This is a genomic window from Ferroplasma sp. (genome assembly GCF_037442045.1).
GTDB lineage: Archaea > Thermoplasmatota > Thermoplasmata > Thermoplasmatales > Thermoplasmataceae > Ferroplasma.
Window position 1 is genome coordinate 1 of the sequence record NZ_JBBIRC010000035.1, and the last position, 13,689, is coordinate 13,689.

At 34.8% G+C, this 13,689-nt stretch carries 15 protein-coding genes; 9 read left to right on the forward strand and 6 right to left on the reverse strand.

Features of this window, described 5'->3' with window-relative positions; all coding sequences use genetic code 11:
- Positions 1-36: 36 nt before the first annotated feature.
- Genes WKI77_RS05565 through WKI77_RS05575 form a run of 3 tightly spaced genes read left to right on the forward strand, consistent with a single transcriptional unit; the run spans position 37 to position 3,357 of the window.
- Positions 37-1,485: an MFS transporter gene (locus WKI77_RS05565; RefSeq protein ID WP_337860836.1), complete on the forward strand. Its 1,449-nt coding sequence runs from the start codon at positions 37-39 to the stop codon at positions 1,483-1,485.
- Positions 1,472-2,821, forward strand: coding sequence for a hypothetical protein (locus WKI77_RS05570; RefSeq protein ID WP_337860837.1), 1,350 nt, complete (start codon positions 1,472-1,474; stop codon positions 2,819-2,821). The genes WKI77_RS05565 and WKI77_RS05570 overlap by 14 nt, the downstream gene beginning before the upstream one ends.
- A gap of 29 nt (positions 2,822-2,850) precedes the next feature.
- On the forward strand, positions 2,851-3,357 hold the full coding sequence (locus WKI77_RS05575) for a PadR family transcriptional regulator (protein WP_337860838.1): 507 nt from the start codon (positions 2,851-2,853) through the stop codon (positions 3,355-3,357).
- 250 nt (positions 3,358-3,607) lie between these two features.
- Here WKI77_RS05575 and WKI77_RS05580 read toward each other — a convergent pair whose 3' ends face one another.
- Positions 3,608-4,423, reverse strand: coding sequence for a glycosyltransferase family A protein (locus WKI77_RS05580; RefSeq protein WP_337860839.1), 816 nt, complete (start codon positions 4,421-4,423; stop codon positions 3,608-3,610).
- Between the two features lie 194 nt (positions 4,424-4,617).
- Between WKI77_RS05580 and WKI77_RS05585 the strand changes: the two genes are divergently transcribed.
- Genes WKI77_RS05585 through WKI77_RS05600 form a run of 4 tightly spaced genes read left to right on the forward strand, consistent with a single transcriptional unit; the run spans position 4,618 to position 7,227 of the window.
- Complete coding sequence (locus WKI77_RS05585) at positions 4,618-4,803, forward strand: hypothetical protein (protein ID WP_337860840.1); 186 nt, start codon at positions 4,618-4,620, stop codon at positions 4,801-4,803.
- A gap of 10 nt (positions 4,804-4,813) precedes the next feature.
- Positions 4,814-5,566 (forward strand): precorrin-6A reductase, encoded by a 753-nt coding sequence (cobK, locus tag WKI77_RS05590; RefSeq protein WP_337860841.1) that lies wholly within the window; start codon positions 4,814-4,816, stop codon positions 5,564-5,566.
- 4 nt (positions 5,567-5,570) lie between these two features.
- Complete coding sequence (locus tag WKI77_RS05595; RefSeq protein ID WP_337860842.1) at positions 5,571-6,170, forward strand: precorrin-8X methylmutase; 600 nt, start codon at positions 5,571-5,573, stop codon at positions 6,168-6,170.
- Complete coding sequence (locus tag WKI77_RS05600; RefSeq protein ID WP_337860843.1) at positions 6,160-7,227, forward strand: cobalt-precorrin-5B (C(1))-methyltransferase; 1,068 nt, start codon at positions 6,160-6,162, stop codon at positions 7,225-7,227. The genes WKI77_RS05595 and WKI77_RS05600 overlap by 11 nt, the downstream gene beginning before the upstream one ends.
- A 19-nt stretch (positions 7,228-7,246) precedes the next feature.
- Here WKI77_RS05600 and WKI77_RS05605 read toward each other — a convergent pair whose 3' ends face one another.
- Positions 7,247-8,941: an APC family permease gene (locus WKI77_RS05605; RefSeq protein WP_337860844.1), complete on the reverse strand. Its 1,695-nt coding sequence runs from the start codon at positions 8,939-8,941 to the stop codon at positions 7,247-7,249.
- Positions 8,942-9,172: 231 nt separating this feature from the next.
- Here WKI77_RS05605 and WKI77_RS05610 point away from each other — a divergent pair, with 231 nt between their 5' ends.
- A complete protein-coding gene (locus WKI77_RS05610) occupies positions 9,173-9,415 on the forward strand; it encodes a hypothetical protein (protein WP_337860845.1) in 243 nt (80 codons plus the stop codon).
- Positions 9,416-9,420: 5 nt separating this feature from the next.
- Here the strand turns inward: WKI77_RS05610 and WKI77_RS05615 are convergent, their stop codons facing one another.
- The 4 genes from WKI77_RS05615 to WKI77_RS05630 form a co-directional block, all read right to left on the reverse strand.
- Complete coding sequence (locus WKI77_RS05615; RefSeq protein WP_337860846.1) at positions 9,421-10,599, reverse strand: NADP-dependent isocitrate dehydrogenase; 1,179 nt, start codon at positions 10,597-10,599, stop codon at positions 9,421-9,423.
- Positions 10,600-10,677: 78 nt separating this feature from the next.
- Positions 10,678-12,039, reverse strand: a complete 1,362-nt coding sequence (locus WKI77_RS05620; RefSeq protein WP_337860847.1) for an APC family permease — start codon at positions 12,037-12,039, stop codon at positions 10,678-10,680.
- 64 nt (positions 12,040-12,103) lie between these two features.
- Positions 12,104-12,268 (reverse strand): hypothetical protein, encoded by a 165-nt coding sequence (locus WKI77_RS05625; RefSeq protein WP_337860848.1) that lies wholly within the window; start codon positions 12,266-12,268, stop codon positions 12,104-12,106.
- Between the two features lie 26 nt (positions 12,269-12,294).
- Positions 12,295-12,690 (reverse strand): SRPBCC family protein, encoded by a 396-nt coding sequence (locus WKI77_RS05630; protein WP_337860849.1) that lies wholly within the window; start codon positions 12,688-12,690, stop codon positions 12,295-12,297.
- A gap of 98 nt (positions 12,691-12,788) precedes the next feature.
- On the opposite strand from WKI77_RS05630, the gene WKI77_RS05635 reads away from it, so the two are divergent.
- Positions 12,789-13,689 (forward strand): thiamine pyrophosphate-dependent dehydrogenase E1 component subunit alpha (locus WKI77_RS05635; RefSeq protein ID WP_337860850.1); only part of this gene is annotated, 901 nt, incomplete at its 3' end.

Below are 13,689 nucleotides of genomic sequence, written 5' to 3' on the forward strand. Positions count from 1 at the left end.
TATTTATACTAAATAGACATGTCTAATAAGACATATATGGAGAACTTACAACAAAGTGATGTTATCAGAATAGTTGCACTTATGGCATTTTCAGGAACACTCATTATATATGTTGAAACCATGATTGTTCCTGCTATTCCTGTTTTTATAACGTTCTTCAATACAACATATAACAATGTTTCATGGATACTTACAGCATATCTTATAACTGGTACAGTAGCCGCCGGGATATTTGGAAAGCTTGGCGATGTATATGGAAAAAGAAAAGTTTTTCTTATTCTTTCCTTCATATATGCTGTATCAGTATCTTTTGGTGGATTTGCAAGAACACTGGACGAACTTATAGTTATCAGAGTAATCCAGGGTATTGGCTTCGGCATGTATCCCCTTGCATATGCAATCATTAATGATGTCGTCCCAAAATCTAAACTGGCACTTGCCCAGGGCCTTATGAGCGCCACATTCGCTGTTGGAGCCGGCCTTGCTCTTGTTCTTGGTGCTTATATTACTGAAACATACAGCTGGCAGTGGTCATACCACGTTATGATTCCAGTTTCATTTCTGTTATTTATTTTATCATATTTTTACTTAAAGGATACTGTTAAGCCAGTTAAGCAAAAAATTGATTTTCTCGGAATATGGATACTGGCAGCATCTCTTGTGTTTTTTATCTTTGCACTTTCTGAAGGAAATACATATGGATGGCTCTCACCTTTAATAATTTCATTATTTTTATTGTCAATAGGAGGATTTTATGCATTTGTATTGCATGAAAGCCACAGCGAAGATGCTTTTATAGACATGTATCTATTGAAGTCTAAAAATATACTGATAGCAAATTTCGTAGGCCTGTTTACTATGGCAGGCATGTATTTCCTTCTTTTTACAGTTCCAACACTTTTGCAGGACCCTGCCCCTAGCGGATTCGGGAAATCAATATTTGAATCCGGCCTGATAATGCTGCCTGCCACAATATTTGCAATGCTGTTTGCCCCACTGGCTGCCAAAATTACCGATTCCAAAGGGCCAAAGGTTGCAATGCTGATCGGGCTCTCAGTTAGTTCTCTGGCTTTTCTAATTCTTCTTGTAGACAGGAGTACAGTAACGGACATTATAATTGCAGCAACAATTCTGGGCAGTGGATTTTCCTTTGTGCTTGTTGGGATAATAAATCTTTTATTAATATCGACACCAGCATCAAGAGCGGGAGAAAGCACAGGAATGAACACTGTTTTTAGAGAACTTGGGATGACTATAGCTCCGGCAGTCGGTGGGACTCTGGAAACCATGTATTCTGAACATGTAATAATAGGATTAATACCTTATAAGTTTCATGGCTTTCCATTTATACCTGTAACATATGGATTTCCATCCAGCACGGCTTATAATTTTATTTACATTACAGGCATAATTTTTATTTTAGTGGCCGTGCTGATTACAACCTTAGTAACAGGAAAAATAGGCGATAAAAATGAAAACATATAAAAAATTAATAGCAGGATTTATAATCCTTGCAATGGTAATGACAGCTATAGGAGCATCTGGTTTAGTTTCCAATGGGAATGCTAACCAAAATGCCATAAATCCAGAAACCACAGAAAATAATGCGTTAGCAGTAACATCGGTCTCATGGTACAGCCAGAATTCCTCAGAACTACCTGCGCCAGGGAGCAGTGGAATACCGCTTTATGTCACATTTATTGCATATACAACAATTAATGATATAAATATATCAATAAATTTAACGGCATATAAAGCACCATTATCATATGCATATATTTCTGGCCCTGATAAGAATGTAAGAACATTTAATGTTATGCCGGAAGTTGTGGCTGGGCACTCATACACAATAATGCAGCTTGTGAACATAAATAAAAGCAGTGAAAGCTCTTTTTATGATGAAAATTTAAGTTATTATAATTCAACAATATCCGGAAACACAACAATTACAATTCCAGTTGGAAAACCACAAATTGGGATAATATCTTATTCAACAAATCCGCCGGTAATTTATCAGAATGAAAAATTCATAAAATTAACAGTGTATACTGAAAACACTGGAACTTCTTCTATGAAAAATGTAAATGTGTATATAACATCGCCAAATTATACAATTGTATCTCCATCTAATTATAATATTTCATACTATCCACTGGGCAAATTACTGAATTTTACATTTTATATTGATGCAAAGAATGTAACTGGAAATTCACCGCTGGAATTTCATATTAATCAGAATGTATACACTTTGAATACATATATACATGGCAATGGAAAAACATCTTTATCTGTGGCAATAGAAAATACAAGGCTTATATCCAATACAAAAAAACAGCTCATGGTATTTTATCTTAACAATACAGGTACAAAATCTTTCATTGATATTGAAATACATATGTTGTCACCGGAAGTAATTTCAATATATGTATCTTCCTCAAATCCGCTGGGTGCACTCACTGCAAATAATGTTACATTTGCGCAGATCAGGCCAGGCGAGAGCATAAAAGTCACATACCTGGTAGATACATCTCCAGGGTCAGCCGGAACATATCCTGTACAGTTACTGGTACAGTATCATTTCAATAACACTGCCGAAACTTTCAATAAAGTATTTACATATAACCAGACAATACAGCCAACAACTGAAAAACAGATCAGCAGCACATTAACAGAGCCATTATATGCAGGTATGGCTGCATTAATAATTGTTATACTTGGTGCTATAGTTGCAGTTTCTGTTCATAACAGAAGAAGAACAGGAAAGGCAAAGAAAGGAAATGGAAACAAAAAAGATAATAATGGAACAGAAAAAAAGCCATAAATATTTTAATAACAATGGAATTGATATTTATGAATGACTATTCCCTCAGGATACTTTATATTCTCAATCTTCAGAAAATGACAGGGTACGGATTATCAAAGAGATTGTATAATTCAAATACTGGAAAAAATATTTCAAATGGTGCATTAATTCCGGTACTGAACAAACTAATGGCTGATGGGTTCATAGATTTTACAATTATTAATGGAAAAAAGTACTATAAACTAACCCCGGATGGAAAAAAATTTGTAAACAATATTCTTGATCTTAATGAGGAAGTTAAAGATCAGGCTATTTTTGATGCAATAGATCGGGAATTTCCGTATATTAATGTGTTTACAGATCCAAATGATTATATAATCCTGAAAGACCTGATAAAACAAATAGGACATCCAATAATTGAACTGATTCGCCAGGGTTTTTACATGAAAAAAAGAAACGACAGTGCAAATATTGAAGCTTTAGAGAGAAAGATTAGTGACCTGCTGGAAGAAGCAAAAGCAATTAATTTGGATGCAGATAAAAATAATGGATAAAGATATTATTATATCTTTAAAATTATCATACGTTCATATGCATTTTATAACTTTTTATTTAATATCTTTTGCCACATATACCATGTTACTGCCGCAATAAAAATTCTCCTGAACTATAAATTATCAAGATCTTTAAATCATATAAAATTATTGGGACCATTGTTTTATTTCTAGTTTTAATGCAATGCACTGCATTTGTTATTTTATTAAATATAAAAATGATGTATACATAACTGTATCTATTAGTGTCTCATTCAGGATTCAAATAACTTAAATCAAGCCATTCGACATTTTTCCTGACATAGAATAAATTTATTTCCTGGGAATAATTATAAATCTCTCTCCTTTTTATTTTCATTGTAGCATAAATTACTAATCCATACAAATAAAATCTTTTTCTTACTTTAACATCTTTCATATATGCGGTTAAATTTTTAATATTATTTATTCCAAGAGATCTCATTATGTCCATTACCTGGGAAAATCTCCGTTTGTAATAATTCAATCCTTTAGCATATCTTTTCTCCCTGTCATCAAAATTTACAGGTTCATTATCGAATAAGTATTTGTCGTATTGGAATTTTTCCATGTATAATTTATATCCCTCAGAAATAAAATGTGCCATTCTTTCAAAATCTTCAGCCCCATTTAAATCTCTCCACGGAACCGTAAAATTTGTTTGCCTGTAGCACAAAAAGCTAAGAAATACTTCATTTCTTTGCAAAGTTTTTATATATTTTTCTGCTAATTTTATGAATGGCTCTAGATATATGGTATCAAGATCAAATACCATAAATAAATCATTGTCATTCGATTCATCAAAAGCCATATTCATTGCTATATTCCTTCCAGATCCCCTTGTACTTTTTGCCTGTTTAACCTCAATAGGATATTTATTTGCCAGTTTTAATAAAATTTCATATGTCCTATCTGTAGAAAAATTATCCACTATCAGGAATTTCTTTTCTGTATTGATTTTATTCAGTGATTCAATAGATTGTTCAATTCTGGTTTCATTATTATACACTGTGCCATAAATATAAAGCATCAATATGTGATTTCTCATAGCATAATAAATTTTATTACAATAAACTTCTTTTATTATCAGTGTAATTATTAACTTTCTATTCAAATTATTGAAATAAAACATCTTTTATTTAAAATAAGGAAAATCCAGAATTTAACAACCTGAAATATGAAGAAGATATTGCAAATGGGCATTTTAAAAATGGTTAAATAGAGTTTTTATATAGTTTAAAGATGGATGAATACAGAACTGTTAAGATATGCCCACAGTGTGGTTCTCTTAGCATTAACTGGATTGCCGGCGGGATAGCCGGAGCAATTTATAAATGTGAAGATTGCAATTATGTTGGTGCTTTTATACTGGAAGTTAAAGTCAAAGATATTGAAAAATTTCAGAAAGAAATGAGAGAGAAGAAATAAAAGAATTTTTATGATACTGCTTATTGATGGCACTTCTGATTCAAGATCGCTGGCTTCTGATCTGGTTAATGCGGGTTATTCTATTATAGCAAGTGCCACGACCCCTGATGCTGTTTATAAATTGGAAAGCAACAACGTAAGGGCAATTACTGGAAGAATGGATTGTGAATTGCTCATATCAAAATGCAAGGAGCTTTCAATTGATGCTATTATTGATGCAAGCCATCCATATGCAGAAATAATGCATGAGAATGCCATAAAAGCTTCAGATGAACTAAAAATTCCAGTTATTAGATTTGAGCGCAACAAAATTGGAATAATTGATCGGAACATAACATATGTTGAAGATTATGCAAAGGCATCTAAACTTGCATCAATAACAGGGAAAAATATACTTATAACTACTGGAATAAAAAATGCAGAGGCTTTTGAGAATCTTATAATGGAAAAGAATGTATTTTTCAGGATTCTTCCAGAACCGTTAAATATAAAATTTCTGATTGATATGGGAGTAAAAAAAGATCATATTATAGCAATGGAAGGCAATTTTACAGAAAACCTCAATAAAGCAATAATGGAATTTTATAATATTGACACTGTAATAACAAAAGACAGCGGATTTAATACAGAACCAAAGATCAGAGCTGCGATGTCAATGAAAATAAATGTTATAATCGTTTCCAGAAAGGAATACGAATGGAAAAATGTCGGGCACTCAACGGTTGAAATAAAAAAGATTTTAAGCAATTATGGGATAAAATAAAAATATGACAAATATCCTGAAACCGTCAGAAATTTATAATCGCAGTTTCACATTTATAAGGGAAAAAATGGGACTTGGAAATTCCCTTAAAGATGAGATAATAACGCGAGTTGTTCACGCAACTGCAGACTTCGAAATCGGGAAATCGCTTATATTTTCATCCTCATTTATGGATTCACTACCATATATAAAGGGTAAACTGCAGGTAATAACAGACATAAATATGGTACTATCCGGAATATCCAGATATCCAAACAAAAAATGCTACATCAATGACAGCGCCATAATTTTAAGATCTTATAATACAGGGATTTCAAGGTCATATTTATCTATGAAAAAGGCATGTGAAGAGAACCCTGGAGCTATATACATAATTGGTGATGCGCCAACGGCACTTTCAGCTATTCTTGAGTCAATAAAGAATGGAATATGCTTTCCTGAACTCATTATAGGAGTACCTGTAGGATTTGTTTCAGCCCTTGAAGAAAAATCAAGGCTTTTATCATTTAATGGGAATTTCATAACCAATCTAAGCAATAAAGGAGGTTCGGCAGTAGCAGCTGCAATATTCAATGCAATAATGGCGTATTCAAATGTATATTGAGAATCCCGATAAAACCAACCTTCATTATGGATATACAACCGGTGCCTGTGCCACAGCAGCAACTAAAGCAGCCCTGAATATGCTGATTACTGGAAAAACAGTAAACAGTGTTCAAATAAATTTGCCGGCAAAAAAAACTGCAAACTTTTTAATTGAACACCAGCTTATTAATAACAATTATTGCATTGCTGCCGTTAAAAAGGATGGCGGGGATGATCCTGATGTTACAACTGGATTGTATATTTATTCAAGGATTGAATTCAGTACAGAACCTGGTATAAAAATTGCTGGCGGTGAAGGTATTGGCACCGTAACAAAAGAAGGGCTTCCAATAAAGCCAGGAAATCCTGCAATAAACCCTGTTCCGTTGAAAATGATCAGGTATACAGTGAATGAAATACTTGAATTTAACAACATAACATGTGGAATTAAAATTACAATTTCTGCCCCCGGTGGCGAAGAAGTTGCAAAAAAAACATGCAATCCAAAACTTGGAATTATGGGGGGCATTTCAATACTTGGTACCAGAGGAATAGTAATTCCATTCTCGGATTCTTCATGGAAAGCTTCAATAGTACTTGGAATTCGTGTTGCTTCCAGAATGGGCATCGATACATTAGTTTTCAGTACAGGTGGCAGAAGTGATACTGCAGTTAAAAATCTATATCTGGATTTTAAGGAAGAACAATTTATAGAAATCGGTGATTTTCTTGGTTTTTCCTTGAAAAGAGCTGTTGATGCAGGCATGAAAAATATTATTATAGCAGGAATGGCAGGTAAAATATCAAAACTGGCCAACAATAACATGGATCTTCATTCATCAAAAAGCAATATTAATTTTAATTTTCTTGCTTCAATCGGAATAGCTTCTGGCTATAACGATTATATTGTTTCCAGAATAAGAAGTGCAAATACAGTGCTGGAAATTATGGAATTAATCAAATATGATCCTGTATTCATCGATATTCTTAAAAATATGTCTATTGAAAATGCTAAAAGAATTACTGGAAATAAAATAAATATATCAGTAGAAATTATAAAAAATGAGTATAAATAAAATAATAAAATAAGTTTTTTTAATAGTCAGCTTCGGCATCAATCTCCTTTGTAGGATCAAGAAGTGATTCTGCAGACATAAGCGGCTCTTTTGGAGCGCTGTTTAATCCTATTACAAAGAACATTGCAGCATATATTCCAAGAACAACGTAATCCAGAGGATATGCAATCAAGTTTATTCCGCCTGTTGGTGAACCCCCAAGGTATGACAGCAATATCATTCCGGCTATATACACTGGTATCCATGCTGAATTTTTGAGATTTAAGCCCATGAAATGCTTTTTGTTTGCCTGGTATATGAATACAACTGATCCCGCAAGAACTGCACCAAGTGCATATAATGTCGTTGGAAATGTTGACCAGTATATAAGAAATGTTGCAACCTCGAATGAAATAAAGGCCCAAAGCATTGGATATGGTATTTTAAAAGGCCTTTCTACATCTGGATACAACCTTCTCAGTACCGGTAGTGAGATCGATGCAACAGCAAAATTAGCCACAGCAGCTACAACGACAAAGTCAACAAGTGCATACCATGAAGGGAGAGGCAAAAGGAATATTATAGCAAGGACAAGAGCCAGTATCAGAGCAAAGTAAGGTGCACCATGTTTTGTTGTTTTCCTAAAAGCTCCCGGAAGGGCTTCCTCTTCTGAATATCCGAATATAATTCTGCTTGCTCCGGTCAGGTAAACACCCAGAGTTCCACCTGGCGAAAATATTGCAAACATGAAGAATACTAGAACCATTCCTCCTAATAAATCTGCCTCACCAACCGTCATGCCAGGAATAATATTTGCCCTTATTATAGATGATAGAGGAGATCCAAGTGCTGACACAAAATTCCAGTCACCGGTCTGTATTCCAAATCCAGCCCAGCTTACTGTCCCCACTATAACAAATGCCATTCCAATATACATAAGTGATTGAACAGCAAGCACAGTTCCAATGATTTTTGGCATTGTTTTTCCGGGGTTTTTAACTTCCCCTGCCATATCAGCTACCTGCCTGTACCCCCCAAATGAGAATAATATTCCAGATGCAGGAATGGCTATAAACAATCCACCGACTGATGGCATAAATCCTGCAAATCCACCTGCACTGCTGGCTCCAGCCAGCCCAGATGTAAAGTTTCCCCAGTGCCATATGAACATGGGCAGTATTACGATAAATGCTACAACAACACCGATTTTAACCCATGTAAGCACCTTATTGAATTTTCCAAATCTTGCTATTCCAACCATATTTAAGGCAAAGAATCCTAGCAAAAGGATTATTGACAGCAATATTCCTGAAACTGTTAAAATACCTGTGGTGGAATTGTACAGAAATGGAAAATATAATGATGCGTAAGTTGAAACTGCAACCGCTTCTATAGCAGGAATAGTTGCAGCCCAAATCAGCAATCCCCATCCTGAAAGGAATCCTCCGTATGAACCGTACGAATAGTATGCTACCCTTGCGCTTATTCCGGATCTTGGAAACATTGCAGCATATTCTGCAAATGGAAGTGTTACCAGTACAATGAATATTGCAGCAAGAATCCATGATATTATTACTGCTGGCCCGGCATAACCTGTTCCTCCTGCTGCTGCGAACAGTATACCTGAACCTACTGCACCACCAATGCCAAACATAATGGCTTCATGTGTGCTCATTCCTCTTCTCATTCCGGTTTTGGTTCGTTTCCCCAAAACTTTATTATCTACTTCTTGCATAAATATTGATAGTGTGACTATATATAAACATTCTCATCAAATTTATGAATATTTATTAATCCGTATTGTAAAATAATTAGTATAATTAAATAATTGTTGGATATCTCAGAATATTGTAAGACTTTCATACGCTATTATATAGTATTTATATCATAAATAATTTAACTGAATATGTCGGAGATAAATAGTATTATATGGCATTTTTATATGTTTAATCAATATCAATAAATCATGACAGTATTAAATCAGAGAGATTATGAACGGTTTACGTGGAAACACAGGAAATTACTAGTCTTGTATTCGCTTATAATAATTGCAATTCGAATCATAACGGAAGAGATGCATACAGTAATTGAAATAGTATTAAATGATATAATAACAGTAATGGCAATAGCAGGTTTTTTATTCCTGGCTGAAGTTTTACTTTTGGAAAATTATAAAAAATCAATAGAAAAAATGCAAAAAAATTTATAAACTCTTTAAAGTTTATTTATAATATCAACAAGGCTATCTCCAAATTCCTTTGTGCCCAGTGCAGGAACATTGAAAAATTTAGCAAGGTCCTGTGTCACTTTTTTCTGTTCAATAGTCTGTCCAATAGCTTTCTCAATTACATCATATGCTTCTGTCCAGTTCAGGTATTTCATCATGAGCTGTGCACCACGAATTAATCCAAGAGGGTCTGCAACATTTTGCCCTGCATATTTTGGGGCTGTACCATGCACTGCCTCAAACATTCCTGCATCATCTCCAACATTAGCACCGCCAAGAGTTCCAATATTCCCTATAAGTGCCCCTGCTGCATCTGATATGTAATCCCCATCAATATTCGGTGCCAGTATAACTTCATAATTTTCTGGCCTGGTAATTATCTGCTGAAACATGTTATCAGCTATCATATCATTTATAAGTATCTTGCTGGGATCATCCCGGGATGTGTATTCCCCAAACTCATTTTCAAGCGTTTCGTATGCCCATTCTCTAAACGCACCCTCTGTATATTTCATTACGTTTCCCTTATGCATTATTGTAATTTTCTTTTTATTGTTTTCAATTGCAAATTTTGCAGCAGCTCTTGTAATTCTCTGCGTTTTATATTTGCTCATGGGTTTTATGCCTATGCCGGAATCATCACTGATTTCAACCTGTAATTTATCTTTAAAGAATTTTCTAATTTCTGCGGCTTCTTTGCTGTCATATTTATATTCTATTCCCATATACAGATCATCTGTGTTTTCCCTGAATATTGTTAGATTAACGTTTTCAGGATGCTTAAGCGGGCTTTCCAGACCTTGCATATAACTTACAGGCCTGATATTGGAATAAAGATCAAGCATTACTCTGATTCTTACATTTATGGATTTAAAGCCTGTGCCGATGGGAGTTCCCAGTGGAGCTTTCAGAAGAACCCGGTACAGTTTTATTGCTTCCTGTGATTCCTCAGGAAACCTGTCGTTCTTTTCTTTCAGTGCTTTGTCCCCTACAAGTATTTCCTTCCAGTCTATTTTTTTATTTTTGTAAGCCTTTTTAACAGCGGCGTCAACAACTTTTCTGGCAACGTCCATAATTTCTGGCCCAATGCCATCTCCGTCTGTATACAGAATTGTTGGATTGTCTGGCACATTCCACTTTTTATTTTCAAATGTTATTTTTCCCATAAAAATCAATATGTTATCGATATATTAATTATTAATATTTCTAACGGTACATTTCAATAACAATCTGCTCCAATTTTATTATTTTATCCGTTGCCTGCTTTTTCCAAATTCTCTTACGATGCTTTGAGCCGGAATTTTCTTTCTGACTTTTTTTAATATTCCTTTGTTTTCCATTATATGTTTAATTCCATAAACCGCAGAGACTATGGCAAGAACAGCAATGCTTATTTCTATTGCTGGAAGCCCGAGATAACTTATTGTAATGAATATTGTTATTATGCCTGCTGCAGGTATAAGGAAGAAATATTTTTGCTCCCTTAAACTTTTTGGATTTTCATTTTTTACCTTTCTCCAGAGAATTATTGCTGAAAAATCTATTATTGAATATGCTATGAGCACAGAAACATTTGAAGCTTCGATTATTGTTGAAAAACCAACAAAATATACAAAAATCAAGCTTATTGCCATGGATAGCAAAATTGAATAGACAGGTGTACCATACTTATCTATTTTCCCGAATTGCATGGGAATTTCTCTGTCCCGCCCCATGGCATAAAGCACCCTGCTTGTACCAAGTATTCCCGTAAGTACGACACCGGCGGTTGCAGTGATTCCCCCTATTGCTATGATTACAAGAAGATATGGATTGTGCAGAACAGCTATTGCAGCAGATAACGGTGCAGAGGCCGAAGCCAGCCCAGAAGCAGGGATAAGGCCAATAGCAACTACTGCTATTACTGCATAAAGGGCTGATGATATTATAATAGAAAATATTATAGCTTTTGGTATATTCTTTTCAGGATTTTTAACTTCATCACCCACAGTGGTTATACGTGAGAAACCGGTAAAAGCAAAAAATATAAGGGCAGAACCTTCCATGATTCCTGTAAATCCATGTGGTGCAAAATTTGTAAAATCGCTGGTCCTGAAATAGAATATGCCAGAGATAACAAAAATTATTAAAATGATAATATTAACTCCAACTAATATCGATAATGTCTTTGCTGAATTTTTTAATCCGAGCATGTTAAGTATTGCAAATAGTATTATTACTGGAATTCCAAAAATTATAAGAGTTATGTGAAGATGAAACAGTGCATTAATGTAACTTCCCATGCTGAGTGAAACTGCGGAAATTGCAATCATATTGGAAAATGTCCACATCGTTCCTCCAATAAATCCGGCAGAAGGGGCAAATGAATCCTTTGCATATTCATAAACTCCACCTTCCTTTGATATGTGCTGTGCGATTTCAGAGAAACTTAATCCTGTAAATATGGCAATTACCGCAGAAATAAAAATTGAAATAATTATTGCAGGGCCTGCCCTGCCTGCAGCTATTCCAATAATCACGAAAATCCCTGCACCTATAATGGCACCAAGATTAATTATAATTGCAGAACGGAGCCCAAGAATTCTCCTTAATCCGTATGAAGCCATTAATCCTTATTGTGCCCATTAATAAATAAAGTACCTATTTTTTAAAAAAATTAGTTAAAGAAATTTAAAAATAATTTAATATGATAAGTATATTATTTATAATATGTGTGAGGACTGCATGGACGAAAATTGCAAATGCGAGAGTTGCTATAATTACAGGCATTATTCTGCATGCCCTATCTGCGGGCACACCATTTTCCTTGACTGCTGCCAGGGATTTATAAAGCATAAATATGACGTGGAATTTAACTTAAATCATGATTCAAAATGATCTTTTATCCTCTTTAATGCATCCTCTGTGCCCTGCTCAAAATGCCCCTGCAGTTTTTTGGAAAACGCCCTGAGCAATGGTGAAAGTTTAATATTCCATATGGATATGATTTTTAAGGGACTCTGGCCTTCAAGCCTTGTAATTTTTTCTCCTGTAAATGGCCCTTTTATATATTTCTCAGTTATTGTAAAATTTTTATCATCTGTTTCAAGTTCCATTTTTCCTTTTCCCGGAAAGGCGAACTGTACCATATAATAATCGCCATCTTTTTCTATGCTTCTTGTTCCGTGCCAGTATTCAGGTATTTTTTTGTAATCTATTATCAGATCCCAGACGGCATCTTTGCTGCTGTTAACTTCTATTTCTTTCTGAAACTCCATTAATAGTTATTTATGCGTTATATATCATATTATGCATATATATATGTTTCAATCCAAATTATTTTATAGAACAAACAGTTAATATTATGGAGATTTTTATGGTTAAAACATACAGTAAAGAAGATCTTATTGAAATATATGCTACAATGGTAAAAAGCCGTAAGTATGAGGAAAAACTACGTGATATTTACCTTAGCGACAAAAAACCGCTTTTCAATATTGCTGCAGGGAAAATACCAGGTGAAATGCATTTATCTGCAGGGCAGGAACCCTCTGCTGCATGGATGTCTGTTCTCCTAAGAAATGATGATTTTGTGTACAGCACACACAGACCCCATCATACTGCCATTTCAAAAGGAGTGGATTTAAACAAAATGACAGCAGAGATTATGGGAAAGCACGAAGGCCTGAGCAAGGGCAAGGGAGGGCATATGCATATTTTCGATAAAAAAGTAAATTTTGCATGTGCAGGCATCGTTGGTTCCTCTTTCCCTCCGGCATTGGGGGCTGCCCTTGCATTTAAACTTGACAAAAAGGACAATATTGCAGTGGCATTCGGCGGCGACGGCGCTTTGAATCAGGGGATGTTTCTGGAATCATTGAATCTTGCGTCCCTATGGAAATTGCCTGTTGTTTTTGTAATAGAAAACAATGACTGGGCAATATCAGTAGAAACAAAAGACTCTACACCTCTTGCAAATGATGCTGTAAGAGCTTCAGGTTTTGGCATGCCTGGAATATACGTGAAAGATAATGATCCGGTTAAAATGTACGAGGCAGCAGAAGAAGCTGTCAAACGTGCCAGAAATGGAAATGGGCCAACTCTGATAAGCATAGATACGTACAGGTATTACGGCCATTTTGAAGGTGATCCTGAAATTTACAGGCCAAAGGATCAGGTAAAAGAACTGTTAGCAAAAGATCCAATAAAAATACTGGAATCCAGGCTGATTAAGGATGGAATTATAACTCAGGATGATGATGATAGAATACAGAATT

Excerpts from the sequence above, each read along its gene's own strand:
- WKI77_RS05630 (WP_337860849.1), bottom strand. The coding sequence starts at position 12,690 with ATGGAGTTTCAGAAAGAAATAGAAGTTAACAGCAGCAAAGATGCCGTC.
- WKI77_RS05610 (WP_337860845.1), top strand. The coding sequence starts at position 9,173 with ATGACAGTATTAAATCAGAGAGATTATGAACGGTTTACGTGGAAACAC.
- WKI77_RS05585 (WP_337860840.1), top strand. The coding sequence starts at position 4,618 with ATGGATGAATACAGAACTGTTAAGATATGCCCACAGTGTGGTTCTCTT.
- WKI77_RS05605 (WP_337860844.1), bottom strand. The coding sequence starts at position 8,941 with ATGCAAGAAGTAGATAATAAAGTTTTGGGGAAACGAACCAAAACCGGA.
- WKI77_RS05625 (WP_337860848.1), bottom strand. The coding sequence starts at position 12,268 with ATGCTTTATAAATCCCTGGCAGCAGTCAAGGAAAATGGTGTGCCCGCA.
- WKI77_RS05565 (WP_337860836.1), top strand. The coding sequence starts at position 37 with ATGGAGAACTTACAACAAAGTGATGTTATCAGAATAGTTGCACTTATG.
- cobK (WP_337860841.1), top strand. The coding sequence starts at position 4,814 with ATGATACTGCTTATTGATGGCACTTCTGATTCAAGATCGCTGGCTTCT.
- WKI77_RS05615 (WP_337860846.1), bottom strand. The coding sequence starts at position 10,599 with ATGGGAAAAATAACATTTGAAAATAAAAAGTGGAATGTGCCAGACAAT.
- WKI77_RS05580 (WP_337860839.1), bottom strand. The coding sequence starts at position 4,423 with ATGAGAAATCACATATTGATGCTTTATATTTATGGCACAGTGTATAAT.
- WKI77_RS05575 (WP_337860838.1), top strand. The coding sequence starts at position 2,851 with ATGAATGACTATTCCCTCAGGATACTTTATATTCTCAATCTTCAGAAA.
- WKI77_RS05600 (WP_337860843.1), top strand. The coding sequence starts at position 6,160 with ATGTATATTGAGAATCCCGATAAAACCAACCTTCATTATGGATATACA.
- WKI77_RS05595 (WP_337860842.1), top strand. The coding sequence starts at position 5,571 with ATGACAAATATCCTGAAACCGTCAGAAATTTATAATCGCAGTTTCACA.
- WKI77_RS05570 (WP_337860837.1), top strand. The coding sequence starts at position 1,472 with ATGAAAACATATAAAAAATTAATAGCAGGATTTATAATCCTTGCAATG.
- WKI77_RS05620 (WP_337860847.1), bottom strand. The coding sequence starts at position 12,039 with ATGGCTTCATACGGATTAAGGAGAATTCTTGGGCTCCGTTCTGCAATT.